At 38.0% G+C, this 22031-nt stretch carries 16 protein-coding genes; all 16 read left to right on the top strand.

All coding sequences use genetic code 11. The annotated features are described in order from the left end of the window. The first annotated feature begins 2 nt into the window (after nucleotides 1–2). The 16 genes from BEN26_RS01955 (at nucleotide 3) to BEN26_RS01880 (ending at nucleotide 22017) form a co-directional block, all read left to right on the top strand. Nucleotides 3–761 (top strand): electron transfer flavoprotein subunit beta/FixA family protein, encoded by a 759-nt coding sequence (locus BEN26_RS01955; RefSeq protein WP_069799222.1) that lies wholly within the window; start codon nucleotides 3–5, stop codon nucleotides 759–761. 15 nt (nucleotides 762–776) lie between these two features. Beyond that, on the top strand, nucleotides 777–1757 hold the full coding sequence (locus BEN26_RS01950; RefSeq protein WP_069799220.1) for an electron transfer flavoprotein subunit alpha/FixB family protein: 981 nt from the start codon (nucleotides 777–779) through the stop codon (nucleotides 1755–1757). A gap of 62 nt (nucleotides 1758–1819) precedes the next feature. After that, entirely contained in the window at nucleotides 1820–3910 is a 2091-nt protein-coding gene (locus BEN26_RS01945; protein WP_069799218.1) for a (Fe-S)-binding protein, read from the top strand. Nucleotides 3911–3929: 19 nt separating this feature from the next. Then, a complete protein-coding gene (locus BEN26_RS01940; RefSeq protein ID WP_069799215.1) occupies nucleotides 3930–5105 on the top strand; it encodes an acetyl-CoA C-acetyltransferase in 1176 nt (391 codons plus the stop codon). Nucleotides 5106–5190: 85 nt separating this feature from the next. Further along, nucleotides 5191–6042 (top strand): 3-hydroxybutyryl-CoA dehydrogenase, encoded by an 852-nt coding sequence (locus BEN26_RS01935; RefSeq protein ID WP_069799213.1) that lies wholly within the window; start codon nucleotides 5191–5193, stop codon nucleotides 6040–6042. A 1-nt stretch (nucleotide 6043) separates the two neighbouring features. Continuing rightward, nucleotides 6044–7183, top strand: a complete 1140-nt coding sequence (locus tag BEN26_RS01930; protein ID WP_068727555.1) for an acyl-CoA dehydrogenase — start codon at nucleotides 6044–6046, stop codon at nucleotides 7181–7183. A 23-nt stretch (nucleotides 7184–7206) separates the two neighbouring features. Next, a complete protein-coding gene (locus BEN26_RS01925; protein WP_069799211.1) occupies nucleotides 7207–8349 on the top strand; it encodes an acyl-CoA dehydrogenase in 1143 nt (380 codons plus the stop codon). 74 nt (nucleotides 8350–8423) lie between these two features. Further along, the gene (locus BEN26_RS01920; RefSeq protein WP_069799209.1) at nucleotides 8424–10826 is read left to right on the top strand and encodes a 3-hydroxyacyl-CoA dehydrogenase/enoyl-CoA hydratase family protein; all 2403 of its coding nucleotides are present in this window, start codon (nucleotides 8424–8426) and stop codon (nucleotides 10824–10826) included. Between the two features lie 15 nt (nucleotides 10827–10841). Beyond that, complete coding sequence (locus tag BEN26_RS01915) at nucleotides 10842–12020, top strand: acetyl-CoA C-acetyltransferase (protein ID WP_069799207.1); 1179 nt, start codon at nucleotides 10842–10844, stop codon at nucleotides 12018–12020. Nucleotides 12021–12049: 29 nt separating this feature from the next. Beyond that, on the top strand, nucleotides 12050–13828 hold the full coding sequence (locus BEN26_RS01910) for an acyl-CoA dehydrogenase family protein (RefSeq protein WP_069799205.1): 1779 nt from the start codon (nucleotides 12050–12052) through the stop codon (nucleotides 13826–13828). 122 nt (nucleotides 13829–13950) lie between these two features. Beyond that, entirely contained in the window at nucleotides 13951–14961 is a 1011-nt protein-coding gene (locus BEN26_RS01905; protein WP_069799203.1) for a substrate-binding domain-containing protein, read from the top strand. A 23-nt stretch (nucleotides 14962–14984) separates the two neighbouring features. Continuing rightward, nucleotides 14985–16478 (top strand): sensor histidine kinase, encoded by a 1494-nt coding sequence (locus tag BEN26_RS01900; protein ID WP_220126394.1) that lies wholly within the window; start codon nucleotides 14985–14987, stop codon nucleotides 16476–16478. Continuing rightward, nucleotides 16471–18084, top strand: coding sequence for a response regulator transcription factor (locus BEN26_RS01895; RefSeq protein ID WP_069799199.1), 1614 nt, complete (start codon nucleotides 16471–16473; stop codon nucleotides 18082–18084). Before BEN26_RS01900 ends, BEN26_RS01895 begins: the two co-directional genes overlap by 8 nt. Further along, complete coding sequence (locus BEN26_RS01890) at nucleotides 18081–19157, top strand: sugar ABC transporter substrate-binding protein (RefSeq protein ID WP_220126393.1); 1077 nt, start codon at nucleotides 18081–18083, stop codon at nucleotides 19155–19157. Before BEN26_RS01895 ends, BEN26_RS01890 begins: the two co-directional genes overlap by 4 nt. A 203-nt stretch (nucleotides 19158–19360) precedes the next feature. After that, nucleotides 19361–20416: a sugar ABC transporter substrate-binding protein gene (locus BEN26_RS01885; RefSeq protein ID WP_069799197.1), complete on the top strand. Its 1056-nt coding sequence runs from the start codon at nucleotides 19361–19363 to the stop codon at nucleotides 20414–20416. A gap of 74 nt (nucleotides 20417–20490) precedes the next feature. After that, the gene (locus BEN26_RS01880) at nucleotides 20491–22017 is read left to right on the top strand and encodes a xylose ABC transporter ATP-binding protein (RefSeq protein ID WP_068725140.1); all 1527 of its coding nucleotides are present in this window, start codon (nucleotides 20491–20493) and stop codon (nucleotides 22015–22017) included. Nucleotides 22018–22031 lie beyond the last annotated feature (14 nt).

Raw genomic sequence — 22031 nt, 5'->3', positions numbered from 1 at the left:
GGATGGATATTCTAGTCCTATTAAAACAAACCTTTGATACAGAAGAAAAAATCGTCTTAAAAGATGGGAAAATTAGTGAAGAAGGAGTAGAGTTCATCATTAACCCCTATGATGAGTATGCGGTCGAAGAGGCCTTAAAAATCAAGGAAAACCATGGGGGAACGATTACTCTCCTTTCCTTGGGACCAGATCGTTTTGAGAGCTCGATACGTACAGCACTCGCAATGGGAGCAGATCAGGCCATTTTACTAGATGATGAGAACTTATTTGGGGATGAATATACGGTTTCACAAGTTCTTGCAAAAGTGATTCAAGAACAATCCTATGACCTGATTTTGGCGGGTCATGTAGCAGTAGATGATGGTTCTGGACAGGTGCCACAACGGATCGCGGAGATTTTAGGTATTCCTTTTATCGGAACCGCCGTCAAAATTGAATTGGATGATCAACATGTAACCGTTCATCGGGATGTTGAGGGGGATACGGAAGTTGTAGAAGCTTCACTACCTGTTTTAATTACGACTCAGCAAGGATTGAATGAACCCAGATATCCTTCTTTACCAGGTATTATGAAAGCCAAGAAAAAACCATTAAGTCGTCCAGATGTCGAGATAGAGAAAGAAGCGATTCAGGCAAAGACAGAAACGCTCGAAACTTATCTACCATCGAAGAAAAGTGCAGGAAAGATTCTTTCTGGTGAAATCAATAAGCAGGCAAAAGAATTAATTCAATTATTGCATAACGAGGCAAAAGTAATATAGAGAGGAGCAGACAAAATGAGCCGAAAGGTATTGGTTTTTGCGGAAGAAAAAAACCGAAAGCTGCGTAATGTCTCTTTTGAAGTATTAGCAGCAGCAAAAAAAATAGTCGACGGTGGGGAAATTGCTAGTGTCTTATTCGGCACGGACGCTGATGAATATGTTCAAGCACTAGCCGAACATGGTGCAGATAAAGTTTTTGTCGTTCAAGATTCATTATTAACGCAATATGTAACTGATGTGTACAAAGAAGCTCTTCTTGAGGTAGTGAACCAGTTTCAACCTGATGTGATCTTAATGGGTCATACATCCATCGTTCGAGATATGGCACCAAAGATTGCAGCCGCGTTACAAGTTGGGTTGATAACAGATACTATTGCAATAGAAATGATAGATGAAAAGATTGTCTTTACTAGACCGATTTATGCAGGAAAAGCATTTGTGAAAAAAGTAAGCAATGATTCACTTGTTTTTGCGACCATTCGTCCAAATAATATCGCAATGGAAGATGCAGATTCTTCCCGAAGTGGACTGAAGATTCCACTTTCCTTTACTCCTTCTAATAATGCGTTACGAGTAAAGGTGCGAGATGTTCTTCGTAAAGCAAGCAAGGGTGTAGATCTGAGTGAAGCGAAAATTGTCGTTTCTGGTGGGAGGGGAATGAAAAGCAAAGAGGGTTTTGAGAAGCTTTATGAATTGGCAGATCATCTTGGAGCCGCTGTTGGTGCCTCTCGTGGTGCTTGTGATGCCGAGTACGCTGATTACTCCTTACAAGTTGGTCAAACAGGCAAGGTTGTTACACCCGATTTATATATTGCTTTAGGTATTTCTGGTGCGATTCAACATGTGGCAGGAATGTCCAATTCAAAGGTTATTGTTGCTGTGAATAAAGACCCAGAAGCCCCGATCTTCCAAATTGCTGATTACGGAATCGTCGGTGATTTATTCGATGTCTTGCCCATCTTAGTCGACGAACTCAAAGTACTTAAAAATGAATGAACATCGACTCAATATATCCTGAAACATCGCTATTATGAAACAAGAAAAGAGGAGGGAGATGAATGTGGCAACTGTTTAACCTATTTGCGTTTATCGTTGTAGTTATCTATGGTTTCTGGCTATTTTACCGAGTGTTATATGCTCGTTACACCTATATAAAATTAGGGAAAGATCCCAACTTAGAGAAGAATACCAAGGCAAGATGGAAATCAATCGTTACATTTGTATTAGGTCAAAAGAAGTTGCTGAAGGATAAAAAGAGTGGGGTGATGCACGTCTTTTTATTTTATGGTGCGATTCTTGTTCAATTCGGAGCAATCGATTTAATTGGGAAAGGTTTTATGATGGTCAATGGATGGTACCTCCCAGTGCCTTTCTATCATTTCTTTACATTATCTCAAGAACTATTAGTCGGATCCGTTTTCTTTGCGGTACTTTTCATGGCTTATCGACGATATGTAGAAAAACTGCCACGATTACAACGGAGTTTTCGAGCAGGGCTTGTCTATTGGTTACTTGCTCCATTAATGACATCTGTCATTGTTGCCGGTGGAGCTGAAATGGTGATTCTACATGAGGATGCAACCATTTACAAACCATTCTCTTCTTTTATCTATTTTGTCATTCACAACATTCCCACTAACGAAGCATATATCCTCTTTTATGCGGCTTGGTGGGCACACATCTTACTTCTATTATCTTATCTCGTCTATCTCCCTCAATCTAAGCAGGCTCATGAGATTTTTGCAATCGTCAACGTCTATTATAAGAGATTACATTCACCTGGAAAGTTATCTACTATTTCCTTTGAAGATGAAGAACAAGAAGAATTTGGTGTAGGGAAAATTGAAGATTTTACGCAAAAGCAATTATTGGATCTTTATTCCTGTGTAGAATGTGGTCGTTGTACCAATATGTGCCCTGCTTCTGCCACAGGGAAAGCCTTATCGCCAATGAGACTGATCATAAAACTACGAGATCATCTTACAGAAAAAGGGGAGGTTGTTGCTCCACATACAACGCCATGGGCTCCGGGACATATTTTTAAAGATCCCGCATCCGTTGGGCTCCCGTCGGTACTTGCCCGTCAAGAGGCTGTGGTAACAACGGATGGTGCAACGGCATTAAAACCGCTTGATGAACTGCAATTAATTGGAGATGTCATCACAGAAGAAGAGATATGGGCATGTACCACTTGTCGGAACTGTGAGGATCAATGTCCGGTAACGAACGAGCATGTGGACAAAATCGTCGACTTACGGCGTTATCTAGTTTTAACTCAAGGAGAGATGAGTCCAGAAGCGGCACGGACTTTAAATAATATTGAGCGGCAAGGAAATCCTTGGGGAATAAATCGAAAGGAACGAGCCAATTGGCGGCAGGAACGAGAGGATATTATGGTACCAACGGTAAAAGAAACGAAGGAATTTGAGTATCTATTCTTTGTGGGTTCGATGGGTTCGTTTGATAATCGCAGTAAAAAAATTGCCCAATCCTTAGTAAAAATATTCCAAAAGGCAGGAATCACCTTTGCCATCTTAGGGAATGACGAAAAGAATTCAGGAGACTCTGCACGTCGTATAGGGAATGAGTATCTGTTCCAACAATTAGCGAAAGAAAATATCGCTAATTTCCAAAAGTATAACGTAAAAAGGATTGTAACGATCGATCCTCATGCCTATAACACATTTAAAAATGAGTATCCAGAGTTTGGTTTAGATGCAGAGGTCTATCATCATACAGAAGTCCTTGCAAAGCTAATTCAAGAGGCAAGAATTAAACCACAAAAAGAAGTAAAAGAACGAATTACCTATCATGACTCTTGTTATCTTGGACGGTACAACGAGAACTACGATACACCACGTTTGATCCTCAAATCTATCCCCGGTGTGGAATTAGTAGAAATGGAACGAAGTAAACAGGATGCGATGTGCTGTGGTGCAGGTGGTGGCTTGATGTGGTTAGAGGAAAAAGAGGGAACAAGGATTAATGTCCTTCGAACGGAGCAGGCCTTACAGTTAAACCCAACTACCATTGCAACCGCTTGTCCGTACTGTTTAACCATGATTTCTGACGGTACCAAAGCTAAAGGAGTCGAAGAAGATGTGAAAACGCTTGATGTGGTGGAGCTATTAGAAAGATCTTTGGTTTAGTAAAAGGAGGAGAGTCATTGTGAGGAAAACTGTGATTGTAAGTGGCGCTCGTACACCATTTGGGAAATTAGGTGGAGCATTCAAATCCATGTCGGCATCCGAGCTAGGTGGAATTGCGATACGGGGAGCCCTAGATCGGGGGAGAGTTCAAAATGATTGGGTAGATGAAGTGATAATGGGGATGGTTCTGCAAGGTGGAGCAGGCCAAATCCCTTCTCGACAAGCAGCAAGGAAAGCAAGATTGGATTGGGATGTTCCTACAGAGACGATTAACAAGGTTTGTGCTTCAGGCTTACGAAGTGTGACATTAGGTGACCAGATCATTCGTAGTGGGGATGCGGATACGATTGTCGCTGGGGGAATGGAGAGTATGAGCCAAGCTCCCTATGCGTTGAAAAATGGAAGATTCGGAATGCGGATGGGGAATGACGAGTTGATCGATATCATGGTTCATGATGGCTTAATCTGTGCCTTTCATAATGTTCACATGGCGGTTCATGGAAGTAATGTGGCTAAGGAATATGAAATTTCCCGTGAAGCACAGGATGAATGGGCGTTACGTAGCCACCAACTTGCTATTACAGCGATCGATAATGGCAAATTAGCCGAAGAGATTGTTCCTGTCACCATTAAGGAAAAAAAGAATTCGCTGGTTGTTGATACAGACGAATCACCGAGAAGAGATACGAGCTTAGGAAAACTAGCAACATTACCCCCGGTGTTTACTCAGGATGGGAGCGTTACAGCAGGAAATGCACCAGGAATTAATGACGGGGCAGCAGCGATGGTACTGATGTCAGAAGAAAAGGCTCAAGAATATGGTTTGCAACCATTAGCAACCATTCTCGGTCATACACAAGTTGCAGTGGAAGCTCCTTATTTAGCCATTGCCCCTGGTCAAGCGATTAATAAATTGTTGATAAAGACAGGATATACGATTGACCAAATCGATCTGATTGAGGTGAACGAAGCCTTTGCTTCCGTCGTTTTAACCAGTGCCACAATTGTCAAATGGAACCCGGAAAAAGTGAATGTCAATGGGGGAGCGATTGCCCTTGGTCATCCAATTGGCGCAAGCGGAACGAGAATATTACTCACCCTAATTTATGAATTAAAACGTCGTGGTGGAGGATTGGGAATAGCAGCCATCTGTAGTGGTGGCGGTCAAGGGGATGCTATTCTTGTTCAAGTTTAGAGTTTATGTTCTTCGTTTGATTGATGTAATGGTAGGTTATTGAAGTTTGGGTATAAGGTTGGGATATTGAAAGGGGTTGAGGAAAGTGTCCATACAAAAGATCATGGTGATCGGAGCAGGACAGATGGGAAGCGGAATTGCCCAAGTGGCTGCTCAAACAGGTTTTCAAGTTATTCTGCAAGATATTAAAGATGAATATCTTGCACGAGGTCTAAAGGTGATTGAAAAAAATCTTACTCGCAATATCGAAAAGGGAAGAATCTCAGTAGAAGAAAAGGAGCAGATCCTTGCTCGATTCCAACTGACGACAGAATTAGGCTTGGCGAGTGAGGCGGACTTCATTATTGAGGCTGCAACGGAAAATATGGGAACCAAAACGAAAATCTTTCAAGAACTTGATCAAATCGCTAGACCCGACGTGATTCTAGCAAGCAATACTTCCTCATTACCGATTACGGAAATTGCAGCGGTAACTGGTCGACCAAATCAAGTGATTGGAATGCACTTCATGAATCCGGTTCCTGTGATGCCACTAGTGGAAGTGATTCGTGGATTAGCTACAACGGATGTTGTGTACCAAACAGTTGAAAATTTAGCCAAAACAATGAAGAAAACACCTGTAGAAGTGAATGATTTTCCAGGTTTTATCTCCAATCGTGTTTTATTGCCGATGATTAATGAGGCTATCTATACCGTCTATGAAGGAGTGGCCACACCAGAAGCCGTGGATCAAGTGATGAAGCTAGGGATGAATCATCCGATGGGTCCTTTAGAATTAGCCGATTTTATTGGCTTGGATACTTGCTTGTCAATCATGGAGATTCTTCATGAGGGATTAGGGGATTCCAAATATCGCCCTTGTCCACTTTTACGAAAGTATGTTAAAGCTGGATGGCTTGGTCGAAAAACAGGCCGTGGTTTCTATGTCTATGAATAAGATGAATCTTCATTTTACCGAAGAGCAAGAGTATATACGAAAAATGGTACGGGATTTTGCGAAAAACGAGATTGCCTCAATTGCAGCCCAAATCGATGTAAGTGATCAATTTCCTTTGGAGTTAATCAAGAAAATGGGGAAACTTGGTCTTCTAGGTATTCCAATCCCAGAAGAGTGGGGTGGGGTAGGTGCTGATTTTATTTCCTATATTGCTACAATCGAAGAGATTTCAAAAGCAAGTGCTGCGGTTGGTGTCATTCTAGCGGTACATACTTCCGTTGGAACTTTACCCATCCTCAACTTTGGTACAGAGGAACAAAAGGGAAAATATGTAACAAAGCTAGCAAAAGGGGAGATGATTGGTGCCTTTGCATTGACAGAACCACAGGCAGGTTCAGATGCTGGAAGAATTAAACTTATAGCGATCGACAAAGATGATCATTATCAATTGGATGGAAGCAAAATCTTCATTACCAATGGTGGAGTTGCAGATCTCTATGTAACCTTTGCCGTTACCGATCCAACCAAAGGAACAAAGGGAATTTCGGCTTTTATTGTAGAGAAGGATACGCCCGGGTTTACAATTGGCAAAAAGGAAAAAAAGATGGGACTTCATGGTTCCAATACAACGATGCTTCATTTTGATCAGGCCAAAGTACCAAAAGCTAATCAGTTAGGGCAAGTAGGTGAAGGCTTCAAAATTGCAATGTCCAATTTAGACGGGGGACGAATCGGTATTGGTGCTCAGGCACTAGGAATCGCGCAAGCAGCCCTTGAAGCAAGTATCCAGTATGCGAAAGAAAGAAAACAGTTTGGACAGCCGATTTCTACCTTTCAAGCGATCCAGTGGAAGCTTGCAGATATGGCCACACAGATTGAAGCAGCAAGATTACTCATCTATCAAGCAGCATCAGTTCATCAAGCAAAGGGGAATAGTACAAAATTGTCATCCATGGCCAAAATGTTTGCCAGTGATGTCGCGATGAAAGTGACAACAGAAGCGGTTCAGATTATGGGCGGATACGGGTATATGAGAGATTATCCAGTTGAGCGATATTTTCGAGATGCGAAGATTACACAAATTTACGAAGGTACAAATCAAATTCAGCGAATGGTGATTGCGAATCAACTATTTAAATAGAAAGCTTTGGGGGAGTGAGTGATATGGATTTTCGTTTAACTGAGGAGCAAGAAATGTTTCGGAAGATGGTACGGGACTTTGCGGAGAATGAGGTGGAACCAACAGTGGCACTTAGGGATGAACAAGAGTTTTTTGATCGAGAGATATTTGAAAAGATTGCAGAATTAGGACTTACAGGGATTCCTTGGCCAGAGGAATATGGTGGGGCAGAATCAGACTTTTTGAGTTATGTGATTGCCGTTGAAGAGCTTTCAAGAGTCGATGCATCGGTTGGCGTTACCTTGTCAGCCCATATATCTTTAGCCAGTTGGCCCATCTATAAGTTTGGCAATGAGGAACAGAAAATGAAATACTTAAAGCCTCTAGCAACGGGAGAAAAACTAGGTGCTTTTGCAATTACGGAAAATGGTGCTGGGTCTGATGCTGCCAATCTCAGAACCACGGCGGTGAAGGATGGGGATGATTACCTGATCAATGGTTCAAAGATTTTTACAACAAACGGAATGGAGGCAGACACCTATATTGTCTTTGCCACTACAGATAAAGGAAAAAAACATAAAGGGATCAGTGCCTTTATTTTAGAAAAAGGGATGGAAGGCTTTACCTTTGGAAAGAAAGAAAAGAAGTTAGGAATTCGTTCATCTACAACCGTTGAATTGCATTTTGAGAACGTACGGGTTCCAAAAGAAAATTTATTAGGGGAAGAAGGGCAAGGGTTCAAAATTGCAATGATGACATTAGATGGTGGAAGAAATGGAATTGCGGCACAAGCGGTTGGAATTGCTCAAGGAGCCTTGGATGCAGCGCTGAACTATGCGAAGGATCGGGTTCAATTTGGCAAACCGATTAGCGCCCAACAAGGGATTCAATTCAAACTCGCAGATATGGCAACAAAAGTTGAAGCATCAAGACTCTTAACCTATCAAGCAGCATGGCTAGAGAATCACGGTCTTCCATATAGCAAACAATCGGCCATGGCCAAATTGATGGCTGGAGATACGGCGATGGAGGTTACCACTGAAGCCGTTCAAATCTTTGGTGGATATGGCTATACCAGAGATTATCCAGTAGAACGGATGATGCGAGATGCCAAAATTACGCAAATCTATGAGGGCACAAATGAGATTCAACGGGTAGTTATAGCTAACTACTTATTGAAAGAGTAATGAAAAAATAGAAAAGGTGTATATGATCTCCTTAATTTGACACTGAACATTGAAATTGAAATGGAGGTTTGTCCATGAAAAGGAAAATTAAAAAAGCCGCGGTGATAGGTTCAGGGGTGATGGGTTCAGGAATCGCAGCCCATCTGGCCAATGTAGGAATATCTGTTTATCTATTGGATATCGTTCCAACGCAACTAACGCTTGATGAAGAGAAAAAAGGTCTTACACTTGATCATCCAGCAGTAAGAAATCGACTGGCAGCTACTGCAAAACAAGCTCTATTAAAAACGAAACCTTCGCCACTCTACTCAGTTGAAGATGCTGACATCATCCAAATCGGCAATCTGGAAGATGATTTGCATCGTTTATCAGAGGTGGATTGGATCATTGAAGTTGTTGTGGAAAATCTAACAATAAAAAAGAAAGTGCTAGAAACGATTGAAACATATCGTAAGCCAGGAACCATCGTTTGTTCCAATACATCAGGGATATCGATTAACGAAATGGTGGCTGATCGATCTGATGAATTCAAAAAGCACTTCTTAGGTACTCATTTCTTCAATCCACCACGCTATATGAAACTATTAGAAGTAATTCCTGCAGAAACAACCGATTTGGAGATTGTAGAATTTATGGTGGATTTTGGTGAGAACGTCCTTGGTAAAGGAATTGTGTTGGCAAAGGATACACCTAACTTTATTGCCAACCGGATTGGCACATATGGATTAATGGTTATCATACATGAGATGGAGAAGATGGGATTACGGGCAGATGCGGTGGATTTGATAACAGGCCCATTAATGGGACGGCCAAAAAGCGCCTCTTTCCGAACGTTAGATTTGGTTGGAATCGATACATTTGTCCATGTGGCCAATAATGTAAGAGACAACTCAGAGGATGAAGAGGAAAAACGCGTCTTTACGATTCCAAGTTATATTCTTGAAATGGTGAAAAAGGGATGGATTGGTGATAAGAACAAGCAAGGTTTTTATAAAAAGGTGATGACTGAAAAGGGCAAAGAAATCTTTGTATTTGACCAGAAGACAATGGAATATGTGCCAAAGGAAAAATTCAAATCGGCATCCGTCGAAATGGCGAAACAGACCAAAACCCTAAAAGATAAATTAAAGACACTTGTTTATGGCAAAGATGAAGCGGCACAATTTGCTTGGAACACGTTAAAACAAGTATTGCTCTATTCAGCCAATAAATTAGGTGAGATCGCTGACGATATTGTGAATATCGATCAAGCGATGAAATGGGGGTTTAACTGGGAATTAGGACCTTTTGAAATCTGGGATGCCATTGGTGTTGAAAAATCTGTAAAACGAATGGAAGAAGAGGGTGTTCAGATTCCTCTATTTGTAAAAACACTTCTAGAAAGTGGTAAAACTCATTTCTATGAGAAAGTAGAAAGCAAACGATTCTATCTGTCTATGAATGGAAACTTTGAAAGCATTTCAAAAAATCCTAAGAAAATTTCTTTAGCCGACTTAAAAGAACAAAAGAAGGTGATCAAGTCTAATTCTGGTGCTAGTCTTATTGATTTAGGCGATGATGTAGCTTTACTTGAATTTCATTCTCCGAATAATTCGATCGCTACGGATATTATTTCGATGATCAACCAGAGCGCAGAAGAAGTGTCGAGGAACTATCGAGGTCTTGTGATTGGCAATGAGTCGAAGAATTTTAGCGTTGGTGCCAATTTAATGATGATTTTAATGGAAGCACAGGATGAAAATTGGGATGAATTAGACTTAATGATTCGAATGTTCCAAGATGCCAACATGAAGTTGAAATATTTAGATAAGCCTGTTGTAGCTGCACCTTTTGGAATGACATTAGGTGGTGGTGCCGAAGTCGCATTTGGAGCGGACTATGTTCAGGCGGCCGCAGAAACCTATATGGGACTTGTCGAGGTTGGTGTTGGCGTCATCCCTAGTGGGGGCGGTACGAAAGAATTATTACTTCGCAGTCTGGAAGGAATTCCAGATGGTCTAACAATGGATGTTCAGCCACTTGTGAATCGGTCATTCGAAACGATTGCGATGGCAAAAGTTTCGACGAGCGCAAAAGATGCAAAAACGCTTGGTTATCTCAGAAAGCAGGATGGAGTATCAGTGAATCGGGATACGCTAATCTATGATGCGAAACAAGCGGTTATAGCACTTGATCAACTTGGCTATTGGCCACCAAAGCCAAAGAAAATTCGAGTAGTAGGAGAAACGGGCTATAACACTTTACGCCTAGGAATTTATTCCTTCCTCGTTAGTGGCATGATTAGTGAACATGATCAAAAGATTGCTGAGAAATTAGCCTTTATTCTCGCAGGAGGTAGTGTACCAGCCAATACAATGGTTTCCGAACAATATTTGCTCGATTTAGAACGGGAAGCATTTTTAAGCTTGGTTGGTGAACCAAAAACACAAGCAAGAATGCAACATATGTTAACAACTGGAAAACCACTTCGAAACTAAAGGAGAGGATGGAAAATGAGAGAGGCTGTCATTGTTGCAGCAGTAAGAACTGCGGTGGGTAAAGCACCTAAAGGCATGTTAAAGGATACTCGCCCTGATGACTTAGGAGTCTATGTAATTGAAGAATTATTACGTCGAACACCAGGTTTAAAACCAGAAGAAATTGATGATGTAATCATCGGTTGTGCTTTTCCAGAGGCGGAGCAGGGAATGAATATGGCTAGGAACATGGTTTTGCGTGCGGGATTACCAAAAACCGTTCCAGGAATGACGGTGAACCGTTATTGTTCCTCTGGGATTCAGACGATTGCAATTGCAGCTGAAAAAATTATGGTTGGGTTTGCTGATGTGGTTATTGCTGGTGGCGCAGAGAGTATGAGTATGATTCCAATGGGTGGCAATAAGCTAGCTCCGAATCCATGGTTAATGGAACATATGCCAGAAGCTTATATGGCGATGGGATTAACGGCAGAACAAGTCGCAAAGCAATTCGAAGTCTCTAGAGAAGAACAGGATGCTTTCGCATTACAAAGTCATCAGCGAGCAGCAAAGGCAATTGCGGAAGGGAAATTCAAAGAGGAAATCGTCCCTGTTAAGGTAACGAAAACAATGATGGATGAAACAGGCAAGGTACGTAAAGAAGAGATTATCTTTGACACCGATGAAGGGGTTCGTACGGATACGTCAATGGAAGCATTAGCAAAGTTAAAACCCGCATTTATGGCAAATGGCACGGTGACAGCGGGGAACTCCTCACAAACCAGTGATGGGGCTGCTGCAGTGATGGTCATGTCAAGGGAAAAGGCCGAGGAACTTGGATTAAAACCAATCGCTCGTTTTATAAATTATGCAGTATCAGGTGTTGCACCAGATATCATGGGAATTGGGCCTGTAACGGCGATTCCAAAAGCACTCAAAAGAGCAGGATTAACACTTGAGGATATTGATCTGTTTGAATTAAATGAAGCCTTTGCCGCACAAGCAGTTTATGTCATTCGCGAATTAGGACTTGATCCAGAAAAAGTAAATGTTAATGGTGGAGCAATTGCACTCGGGCACCCATTAGGTTGCACAGGTGCCAAACTCTCTGTGACACTCTTACATGAATTAAAACGAAGAAATGGCAGATATGGTGTGGTTTCGATGTGTATTGGCGGAGGAATGGGAGCCGCAGGAGTCTTTGAACTGTTATAAAAATAATAGATTTGATGGAGGGGATTCGGATGGAAGATAAAAAGCAAATCAAAGGTGGTAGTTTTTTAATTGAGGATGTAAAGCCAACAGATATTTTTACACCAGAGGATTTTAATGAGGAGCATGTGATGATCGCTAAAACGACATGGGACTTTGTCGAAGGAGAAATCCTCCCTCAAGCTGAGGCGATCGAACACAAAAATTTTGATTTGGTTGTGAAACTATTAAAAGAAGCAGGAGAATTAGGGCTACTCGGTGCAGATGTACCTGAGGAATATGGCGGAATTGGGTTAGATAAGATCAGCTCGTCCTTAATTACGGAGAATATCGCAAAAGCAGGATCATTTGCCTTAAGTCATGGAGCGCACGTCGGGATTGGTACACTTCCCATTGTGTTTTTTGGAAATGAAAATCAACGTCAAAAATATCTCCCAGCTTTAGCATCTGGGGAGAAGATCGCCGCTTACGCCTTAACCGAACCTACATCAGGCTCTGATGCATTAGGGGCAAAGGCAACCGCCGTATTAAGTGAAGATGGCAAATATTATATTTTAAACGGAACGAAACAGTTTATTACCAATGCAGGTTTTGCTGATGTCTTTGTCGTTTATGCGAAAGTTGATGGGGATAAATTTTCTGCTTTTATCGTGGAGAGAGAGTTCGAAGGCGTATCAGTTGGACCGGAGGAGAAGAAAATGGGAATCCGTGGTTCTTCGACTCGTCCATTGATCCTTGAGGATGCAAAGGTTCCAGTGGAAAATCTTTTAGGTGAAGTCGGAAAAGGTCATGTGATCGCCTTTAATATCTTAAATATTGGTAGATACAAATTGGGAATTGGTACAGTGGGTTCTTCCAAACGAGTAATTGATCTTGCGGTGAAGTATGCCAAGGAACGGAAGCAGTTCAAGACCCCGATTAGCTCATTCCCACTGATTCAGGAGAAGTTGGCAGATATGGTAATTCGAACGTATGTGAATGAGACCACTGTTTATCGGACGGGTGGATTAATTGAGGATTCATTAAACGCATTAAAAGGTGTCAAAGAAGACGAAGGGCGAAAAGTGGCCAATGGAATTGCCGAATATGCAATTGAATGTTCCATAAACAAAATTTACGGTTCAGAAGCCTTAGATTTTGTTGTTGATGAAGGGATTCAAATCCATGGAGGGTATGGCTTTATTGAGGAATATGAAATTGAGAGATTGTATCGAGATTCTCGAATCAATCGAATTTTTGAGGGAACGAACGAGATTAACCGTCTTTTAATCCCGGGAACTCTATTGAAAAAGGCATTAAAAGGCGAGCTCCCACTTCTAGCAAAAGCACAAGGGTTACAACAAGAACTGATGGGAATCATGCCTTCCATACTTGAAGAGACTCCATTAAACCAAGAAAAGGATCTGCTAGAAAAAACCAAGAAAATGGCACTAATGGTGGCTGGAATCGCAGTTCAAAAATATCAACAAAAGCTAGAACAGGAACAAGAAATTTTGCGCAATATTTCCGATATGATCATCGAAATCTATGGATTAGAAAGTATTCTTTTACGGACATTAAAATCCATAAACAAGGTCGGCGTAGAGAAGTCTATCCAAAAGATTGAAATGACCCAAGTCTACTTCCAAGAGACTTTTGAAAGATTGTCTCAACTAGCAAAGGTGACCCTAGCGTCGTTGGAAGAGGGGGATGTGTTAAGAACACAACTCTCGATCTTAAAGAAACTCACTCGTTACACCCCTATCAACACGGTTCAATTAAAACGCAACATTGCTGCACGTATTTTGGAGGCGGAGAAATACGTGGTGTAAGGAAATGAAAGAGGATGGCTGTAGGAAGCCATCCTCGCAGGGAGTGTCAAAAGGATTTTGAACCCTTGTGTCGAATATGTTGAATATAATGATAGTTGATCAGTAGGGAGACAATTCATGTAATGGAAAAAGGATCAAGATTTACTTACAAATTGAAGAAATATATCAATATTATTTTATTGATTTTGATTGTGACCATTAGTTTTATTTTTTATAAGATTCAAACCTATGAACAAATAGAAGTTTTACAAAAACCAAAATATCATTTTTTTGTGATTTTGCAAAGTTCTGTTGATCCATTTTGGGAGGAGATTAGGCTTGGAATTGAGAAGGCAGCCAAACAGAATAATGTGGCAGTCGAATTTAATAGTCCTAGATTTAACAATCCTGAAGAAGAATTAAAATATCTAGATATTGCTGTAGCTTCACATGTTGACGGTATTATTACCCATGTATCACCTAATGCGAATTTTAAGGATGTAATAGATAAAGCTTATCTAAAAAATATACCTGTGGTAACTGTGGAAAATGATGATGTAAATAGTAGCAGAAATGCCTTTGTTGGTACAAATAGCTTCCTGCTTGGAAAAGAGGCAGGAAATTTAATGGTTCAAGCAACAGCCGGAAAAGCAAAAATTGCTATTATCATGAACAATGATTATGAACTGGATGAAGTAAGTCAAAATCTTAAAATTAACGGTTTCTTCAGTACAATAAGAGATTATAAAGAAATGGAAGTCATAAAAATATTTAGTTCAAGGCTAGGGATTTTAAGCGCGGAGGAGATCACTCAATCTATCCTAAAAGATTATCCTCAAGTAAATGCGATCTATACAACTAACTCAGTAGATACTTTAGGTTCAGCTCAAGTTATCGTTGATAGTAATAAAGTTGGGGTTGTTACATTAGTTGGTTATGGTGATACAGAAAACATCCTAAGATATATCGGGAAAAGTATTATATATGGTACTGTAATGAGCGATCCATACAAAATGGGTTATGAAAGTATTGAAGCATTAATAGATATTAAAGAAAAAAAGACAACATCTACTTTTATCGATACAGGAGTAAAAGTGATTACGATGAAAAATCTGCAAGATTATCAAAATATCAGATATAGTAAAGTAGAATAGACGGTGAAGAGATGTTCAAGAGCTTGTTTCGTTTTACAGGGATTAGAAAAAAACTGATGATTTACTATTTAATTACAATTATTTTATTAGGGGCAACCAGTACTTTTTCGTATTATAATGCCAAATTAATGCTGTCGAAAGTAAAAGATATTTTTGTAGACTATATTTATTTAAATAATTTAAATAACGAAGTGACATTACTTACAACAGAGGTAGAAAAATATCTAACATCTAAATCATCGGATGCTCTTTTAAATTATTACACTTATTATAATCGCCTTCAGGAAAAATCAGCAAAAATCTCTAGAGAACCCAGTTTTGAGTTGGATAATCTAATGTTGAAAGATGTAGGGTATATGATTGATCATTTACTTGAAGAAACCGATCGTGCCATAATGGCTAAAAGGGGAAGAATTAGTAGTGAATATATAGCAAGTTTTAAAAGATCTAATGAAATAAGTGAATATATTAAATTTTATATTAATAATCTTCTAAATATGAAATTGCAAAACGGATCAGCAAAATATCAACTGCTAACAAAAAATATGTCTTTTATTAGTTATCTTAATTTATTGTTGATTATATCCTCGCTAATTATCAATATTTTTCTTGCTATTTTCTTTACTTATCGTTTAACAAAACCAATCATTGAGTTGTCTCATTCAGCGGAAAGAATATCAAAGGGCGACTTTGATATTGAACCAGTGAAGATAGAAACAAATGATGAGATCAATCTATTAGTGAAAGCGTTTAATAAAATGGTCGTCAATATCAAAAGTTATATTGATGACATAAAAGGACAGGCTGAAATTGAAAATAGACTTAAAGAGCAGGAAATGCAAAATCTGAAGATGAAAAGTCTGTTAAAAGATGCTGAGCTTAAATCACTTCAATCACAAATAAACCCACATTTTCTGTTTAATACATTAAATACCGCAGCACAGTTAGCTATGTTAGAAGGAGCAGATAAATCATCACAATTTATCGACAATATGTCCGAATTATTCAGATACAAATTGAGAAAGCTTGATCAACCTGTAACCTTAAGAGATGAATTAGCTAATGTTAAGAACTATATGTACATTCTAAAAACCAGATTTGGCGATCGAATATCTTTTAATATTGATATTGATGAAACGATACTTGAAGCAAAGATCCCTTGTACGATTATTCAACCAATTGTTGAAAACGCTTTTATACATGGGCTAGAAGATATTGAAAGAAATGGTGAGATTTATCTTAGCATTAAGGCTAAGGGGAATAAAATATATATTGAAGTTCGAGATAATGGAAAGGGTATGAATAAAAAAGAAATAAAAGCAATTGTCTCAGATCGTAGCAACTCTTCTAAGGGACATGTTACAGGTATCGGGTTACAAAACGTAATAGACAGATTACGTTTGTTCTTTAATATTTACGATATAGAGGAAGTTATTAAAATAGAGAGTGTAATTGATAGGGGAACGAGTGTTATACTTATGATCCCAAATAATAAGGACGTGGTTTATCATGATTAAACTGTTAATCGTCGATGATGAGCAAATTGTTCTTGATTCAATAAAGTATATTGTAGATAAATTTATTGATCAGGCAACTATAGTAGGTACTGCCAGATCGGGGAGAGAAGCAATTGAAAAGGCTTTAGACCTAAAGCCGGATGCCATTTTCATAGATATTCGCATGCCAGGAATCAATGGGATCGAAGCGATTAGACAGATCAAGGCGGAAAATAATCATGTTGTATTTGTCATTATTACAGCCCATGAGTATTTTGATTATGCAATTGATGCAATTAATTTGGGTGTTATTGACTATTTACTTAAGCCATTAAACAAGCAAAAAGTGATTGATGTAATCAAAAAAATAATAGAAAAAGTTTCTTTAAGGAAAGAAGAATTAAAACAAGGAATTTTATTAAAGGAAAAAATGAATAAAGTAGTTCCATTTATGGAAGGCCAGTTTGTTTATTCCCTACTTATAAATGGTAGATTGGCAGAAGATATATCCTTTTATGAGGAAATGCTCGGCACAAAATTAGACTATGGTTATATTATAGTAGCAATAATTAATGGTACGGATAGCTTATCAAAAGAGGAAAATATGAAGTCTCATTTTTTAAAACAGAAATTTTATGACAATTTTAGTATGGAACTTAAAAGAGAATGTTTTTGTTTAGTTGGTCCACCACAATTAGATAGAATTGTTGCATATATCCCTATACAGGATGATTTAAATAATGATAATAATAAAAATAATTCGATTAACATTGCTAAGAAAGTAACTGAAAAAATAGATAAAATAATGAAAATCAATTATAGAATAGGAGTGGGTAATTGTTATCATTCCAATCATTTTTCAAAGTCTTATAACGAAGCGATCATGGCAGCAACCGTTTCTGATGAAGAGACAATAACACACTATAAAGATGTTGTGATGTCTATAGACAAAATGGATGATTATTCAACTAATAAGATAGAACAGATTCTTATTGATAGTATATTATCTGGAAATACAACAGGCACTTTAGAGGCCTTTGATGAAATTTATTGGTGGTACTCTACTCATTATAAGAATGATATTGACAAAATAAAATCAAAGTTAATCGAACTGTTAATTGTATTACGAAGGGCTATTCCCTACAAAATAGAAGAAAACAATACATCCCTTCAAAATTTTTTAATCAATCTTTTAAAAATTGACAATCATCAAGAGCTTAGAATCAACTATATGAACTACTTAAAAAAATTTATAATAATTTTAGAAGAGTCTAGAGCAAATGAATTAAATGGCTTAATATTGGAAGCGATTCAGTTTATTCATCATCATTATGAAAATAATATCACCTTAGATGATGTTGCGAAAGAGATCAATATGAGTTATCACTATTTCAGCAAATTTTTTAAAGAATCGACTGGAAAGAATTTTGTTGATTATCTTACTGACTTAAGGATCGAAAAATCAAAGGAATTGCTAAAGACGACCTCAATTAGTATTAAGGAAATAGGTTACAAGGTTGGCTACAGCGATCCGAATTACTTTAGCAAAATATTTAAGAAAAGTACAGGACTAACACCGACAGAATATAGAGAAAATAAAGGTTCGGGTGAGGTGATATCTTGGTGAAAAAGACGAGTTTTCTCAATATAATAACCATATCGCTTCTCATGATATTATTAGTACTTATTTATCTGACAGTCTTAACTTTAATCTCCAGATCTTCTGATCAAAGTACAAATCAGGGCAATGATAATGAGGTTGAGGATAAAATTAAAATTGGCTTCTCTTTAGGCACTTTAAAAGAAGAGCGTTGGATTAGAGATAGAGATATTTTAATGGCGAAGGTTAAAGAACTGGGTCAAGAGATTATCGTTCAAAACGCTAATAATGATGACCAAGATCAGTTGGAACAAGTCAAATATCTTCTAGATCAAGGGATTGATGTGCTAGTCATTGTACCAAATGATCTAAAGAAGGCCGCAAACGCAGTTGAACTAGCAAAAAAAGCAGGAGTAAAAGTGATTTCTTATGACAGGTTAGTATTGAATTCAGATATTGATGTCTATTTATCTTTTAATAATGTAAAAGTTGGAGAACTAATGGCAGAATATGTTTTAAACAAAATACAAACTGGTAATATTTTGATTATCAATGGTGCTAAGAGTGACCATAACACAAAAATGATTAAAGAAGGTTATGATAAAATATTAAATCCTCTAGTAAAAAATAAAAGAATACAAATCATTAATGAAGAATGGGCACCTAATTGGATGAAAGAATATGCGTTTAAAGTCGTTGATAACGATCTTCAAAAGGGGAGAAGAATAGATGCGATTATTGCAGGAAATGACGGACTTGCTGAGGGTGCCATTGAGGCATTATCTGAATATAGAATGGCTGGTAAAATCATTGTGGTGGGGCAGGATGCAGACCTTGTAGCCAGTCAAAGAATAGTAGAAGGCACTCAATATATGACAGTCTACAAACCAATTGAAAAGCTTGCTGATATAGCAGCAAGTTTGGCAATTAAATTGGCAAAAGGAGAAAATTTAGAAATAGAAGAGACGATATTTAATGGTAAATATGATGTTCCCTATTACTCACTGGAGCCTATTGCTGTCACGAAGGATAATATTGATGAGACCATTATCAAAGATGGCTTCCATTTACGAAATGCGGTATATAGGAATCTTGAATAAAAGAACGGATAAACAGGCTAACATTTTAGGTCTGTTTTTTTTTGTCATAAAAAAATACATTTCTTTTTTGTTACAAAATCATCTCAGCAAAATATTATAGAATTTGCTTAAAAAAGACTAAGGTAAAAAATGAGATAAAAGGATATGATTTAACCAGTTGAGAAACCGCTTACATATCTCAAATATGATGAGGAGGCGTCAAGATGAAAAAAAGTAAAATTTTATTATTCTTGCTGGCTGTTATTATGATTGTAACATTATTTACGGGTTGTGGCAGTAAAGAAACTACAACGACCAATGGTACTGAGGAAAAGGTCAGTGATACTGGTAAAACCATCAAAGTTGGATTATCTTTACCTACACAAAGAGAGGAAAGATGGGTAAGAGATAAAGAAAAAATGGAGGAAGTTGCTAAAGAAGCAGGTATAGAATTAATCGTTAAAGTGGCTGATGCAAATATGCAAGAACAAATTTCACAAGTTGAATCCTTGTTAACTCAAGGTATTGATGTGTTAATTTTAGCTCCACATGATGCTTCAGCAGCTGCAACATTAGTAGAAAAGGCAACAAATGAAGGAGTTACGGTAATCTCATATGACCGTTTAATTACGAATACAGAGAAACTAGGCTATTATTTATCATTTGATAATGTAAAGGTTGGAGAGTTACAAGGTAAATATATAACAGAAAAAGTACCGGAAGGTAAATATATCATCATGTCAGGTGCTCCAACAGATAACAATGCAAAGCTATTTAAGGAAGGAGCAATGAAATTCATTCAACCACTGATTGATGCTGGCAAGATTCAAGTTATTGCTGAACAAGCAGTAGAAAACTGGGTACCTGAAAATGCTTTAAAGATAGTTGAAGCTGCATTAGCTGCAAATAACAATCAAGTTGATGCCATTCTTGCACCTAATGATGGGACTGCAGGTGCTGCGATCCAAGCATTAGCCGCCCAAGGGCTGGCTGGGAGTGTTCCAATTACAGGGCAAGATGCAGAGAAAGCAGCCGCAAAAAGAATCATGGAGGGTACTCAGTCCATGACGATTTTCAAAGATACAAGAGAACTAGGTAAAAAAGCTATTGAAATGGCCATCCAACTAGCTAACGGTCAAAAAGTTGAAACGAATGGCGAAGTAGACAATGGTAAGATCAATGTCCCATCTGTACTACTTGAACCACAAGTCGTAACTAAGGACAATTTAATTAAGGTGTTAGTTGAAAGTGGATATATTAGTGAAAATGATTTGAAATAGTTTATGTATGTTTGTGGATTGGGGAATAGCTGACAGGTTATTCCTCTATCTTTTAGAAAGGATGAAAGATTTAAATGAACGACTATGTGTTAGACATGATTAATATCGTAAAAGAATTTCCTGGAGTACGAGCCCTTGACAATGTGGATTTTAAAGTAAAAAAAGGGGAAATCCATGCATTGGTTGGGGAAAATGGAGCTGGAAAATCAACGTTGATGAAGGTTTTAAGCGGTGTTTATCCTTACGGAAGCTATAAAGGAAAAATATTATTGAACGGCAAGGAACAAAAATTCCAAACTATTAAGGATAGCGAAGCGGCTGGTATTGGTATCATTTATCAGGAATTAGCATTAATAAAGGAAATGTCAATCGCTGAGAATATATATCTAGGAAATGAATTTGCAAAACATGGTGTAATCAATTGGAATAAGGCGATGTTTAAAACTAAAGAGCTATTAAAAGAAATCGGACTATCTGAAAACCCAGATACAAAAGTGATCAATTTAGGAATCGGGAAACAACAGTTGGTAGAAATAGCTAAAGCATTATCTAAACATGTAAATATACTGATCTTCGATGAACCTACCGCAGCGCTTAATGAAGATGATTCAGAAAATCTATTAAATATTATAAGAAAATTAAAAGAACAAGGGATTAGCTGCATTTATATTTCCCATAAACTAAAAGAAGTTAAAGAGATTGCTGATACCATTACCATTTTGAGAGATGGAAAAACCATTGGAACTTATCCTAATCAGGATAGCTTCACAATAGATAAAATGATAACTGGAATGGTTGGCAGGGAGCTTACCCAGCTTTTTCCAAGAAAAGAACACATTCCTGGTGAAGTAGTCTTGGAGGTTAAAGATTGGACGGTTTATAATCCAGAACTTCCAGATAAAAAAACCATTGATCGTATCAGTTTTACAGCAAGAAAAGGAGAAATTCTTGGTATTGCTGGATTAATGGGAGCAGGTAGAACGGAGTTAATGATGAGTTTATTTGGAGCTTATGGAGTTAATAAATCTGGAGAGATCTATATTGATGGTAAAAAAGAAACGATTAAAGATCCTAGAGAATCAATTGTAAAAGGATTATGTTACCTTTCAGAGGATCGAAAAAAAACAGGATTAGTTTTAATGATGGATATAAAAGAAAATATTACCCTAGCCAGTCTAAATAAAATTTCTAATATTCGAGGAATTAATGAGAATGAAGAAATTAGAATATCAAATCATTATGTAGAGCTTCTAAAAATTAAAACTCCTTCTATTGAACAAAAAACTCAGAATTTAAGCGGTGGAAACCAGCAAAAGGTAGTGATTTCTAAATGGCTTATGGCTACCCCAAAAATTTTAATACTGGATGAGCCAACCAGAGGAATAGATGTGGGAGCAAAATATGAAATCTACAATATTATGAATGATCTAGTTGATCAAGGGGTAAGCATTATCATGATTTCTTCCGAGTTACCTGAAATATTAGGGATAAGTGATCGAATTCTTGTTATGCATGAAGGAAAATTAACGGCTGAATTGGACTGGAAGGAAGCAAGCCAGGAGAAAATTATGCATTATGCAACTGGTGGTATAAATGAATAAACTGCTGGGATTTA

It is taken from the genome of Tepidibacillus sp. HK-1, from assembly GCF_001748485.2.
In the GTDB taxonomy this organism is placed as follows: Bacteria; Bacillota; Bacilli; order Tepidibacillales; family Tepidibacillaceae; genus Tepidibacillus_B; species Tepidibacillus_B infernus.
The sequence above is the reverse complement of the archived record's forward strand: the minus strand, read 5'-3'. Positions and strand labels throughout refer to the sequence as shown.

What these genes read in the sequence shown, in the direction of transcription:
- BEN26_RS01955 (WP_069799222.1), top strand. Translation starts at nt 3, where the DNA reads ATGGATATTCTAGTCCTATTAAAACAAACCTTTGATACAGAAGAAAAA.
- BEN26_RS01950 (WP_069799220.1), top strand. Translation starts at nt 777, where the DNA reads ATGAGCCGAAAGGTATTGGTTTTTGCGGAAGAAAAAAACCGAAAGCTG.
- BEN26_RS01945 (WP_069799218.1), top strand. Translation starts at nt 1,820, where the DNA reads ATGTGGCAACTGTTTAACCTATTTGCGTTTATCGTTGTAGTTATCTAT.
- BEN26_RS01930 (WP_068727555.1), top strand. Translation starts at nt 6,044, where the DNA reads ATGAATCTTCATTTTACCGAAGAGCAAGAGTATATACGAAAAATGGTA.
- BEN26_RS01925 (WP_069799211.1), top strand. Translation starts at nt 7,207, where the DNA reads ATGGATTTTCGTTTAACTGAGGAGCAAGAAATGTTTCGGAAGATGGTA.
- BEN26_RS01920 (WP_069799209.1), top strand. Translation starts at nt 8,424, where the DNA reads ATGAAAAGGAAAATTAAAAAAGCCGCGGTGATAGGTTCAGGGGTGATG.
- BEN26_RS01915 (WP_069799207.1), top strand. Translation starts at nt 10,842, where the DNA reads ATGAGAGAGGCTGTCATTGTTGCAGCAGTAAGAACTGCGGTGGGTAAA.
- BEN26_RS01910 (WP_069799205.1), top strand. Translation starts at nt 12,050, where the DNA reads ATGGAAGATAAAAAGCAAATCAAAGGTGGTAGTTTTTTAATTGAGGAT.
- BEN26_RS01905 (WP_069799203.1), top strand. Translation starts at nt 13,951, where the DNA reads ATGGAAAAAGGATCAAGATTTACTTACAAATTGAAGAAATATATCAAT.
- BEN26_RS01895 (WP_069799199.1), top strand. Translation starts at nt 16,471, where the DNA reads ATGATTAAACTGTTAATCGTCGATGATGAGCAAATTGTTCTTGATTCA.
- BEN26_RS01885 (WP_069799197.1), top strand. Translation starts at nt 19,361, where the DNA reads ATGAAAAAAAGTAAAATTTTATTATTCTTGCTGGCTGTTATTATGATT.
- BEN26_RS01880 (WP_068725140.1), top strand. Translation starts at nt 20,491, where the DNA reads ATGAACGACTATGTGTTAGACATGATTAATATCGTAAAAGAATTTCCT.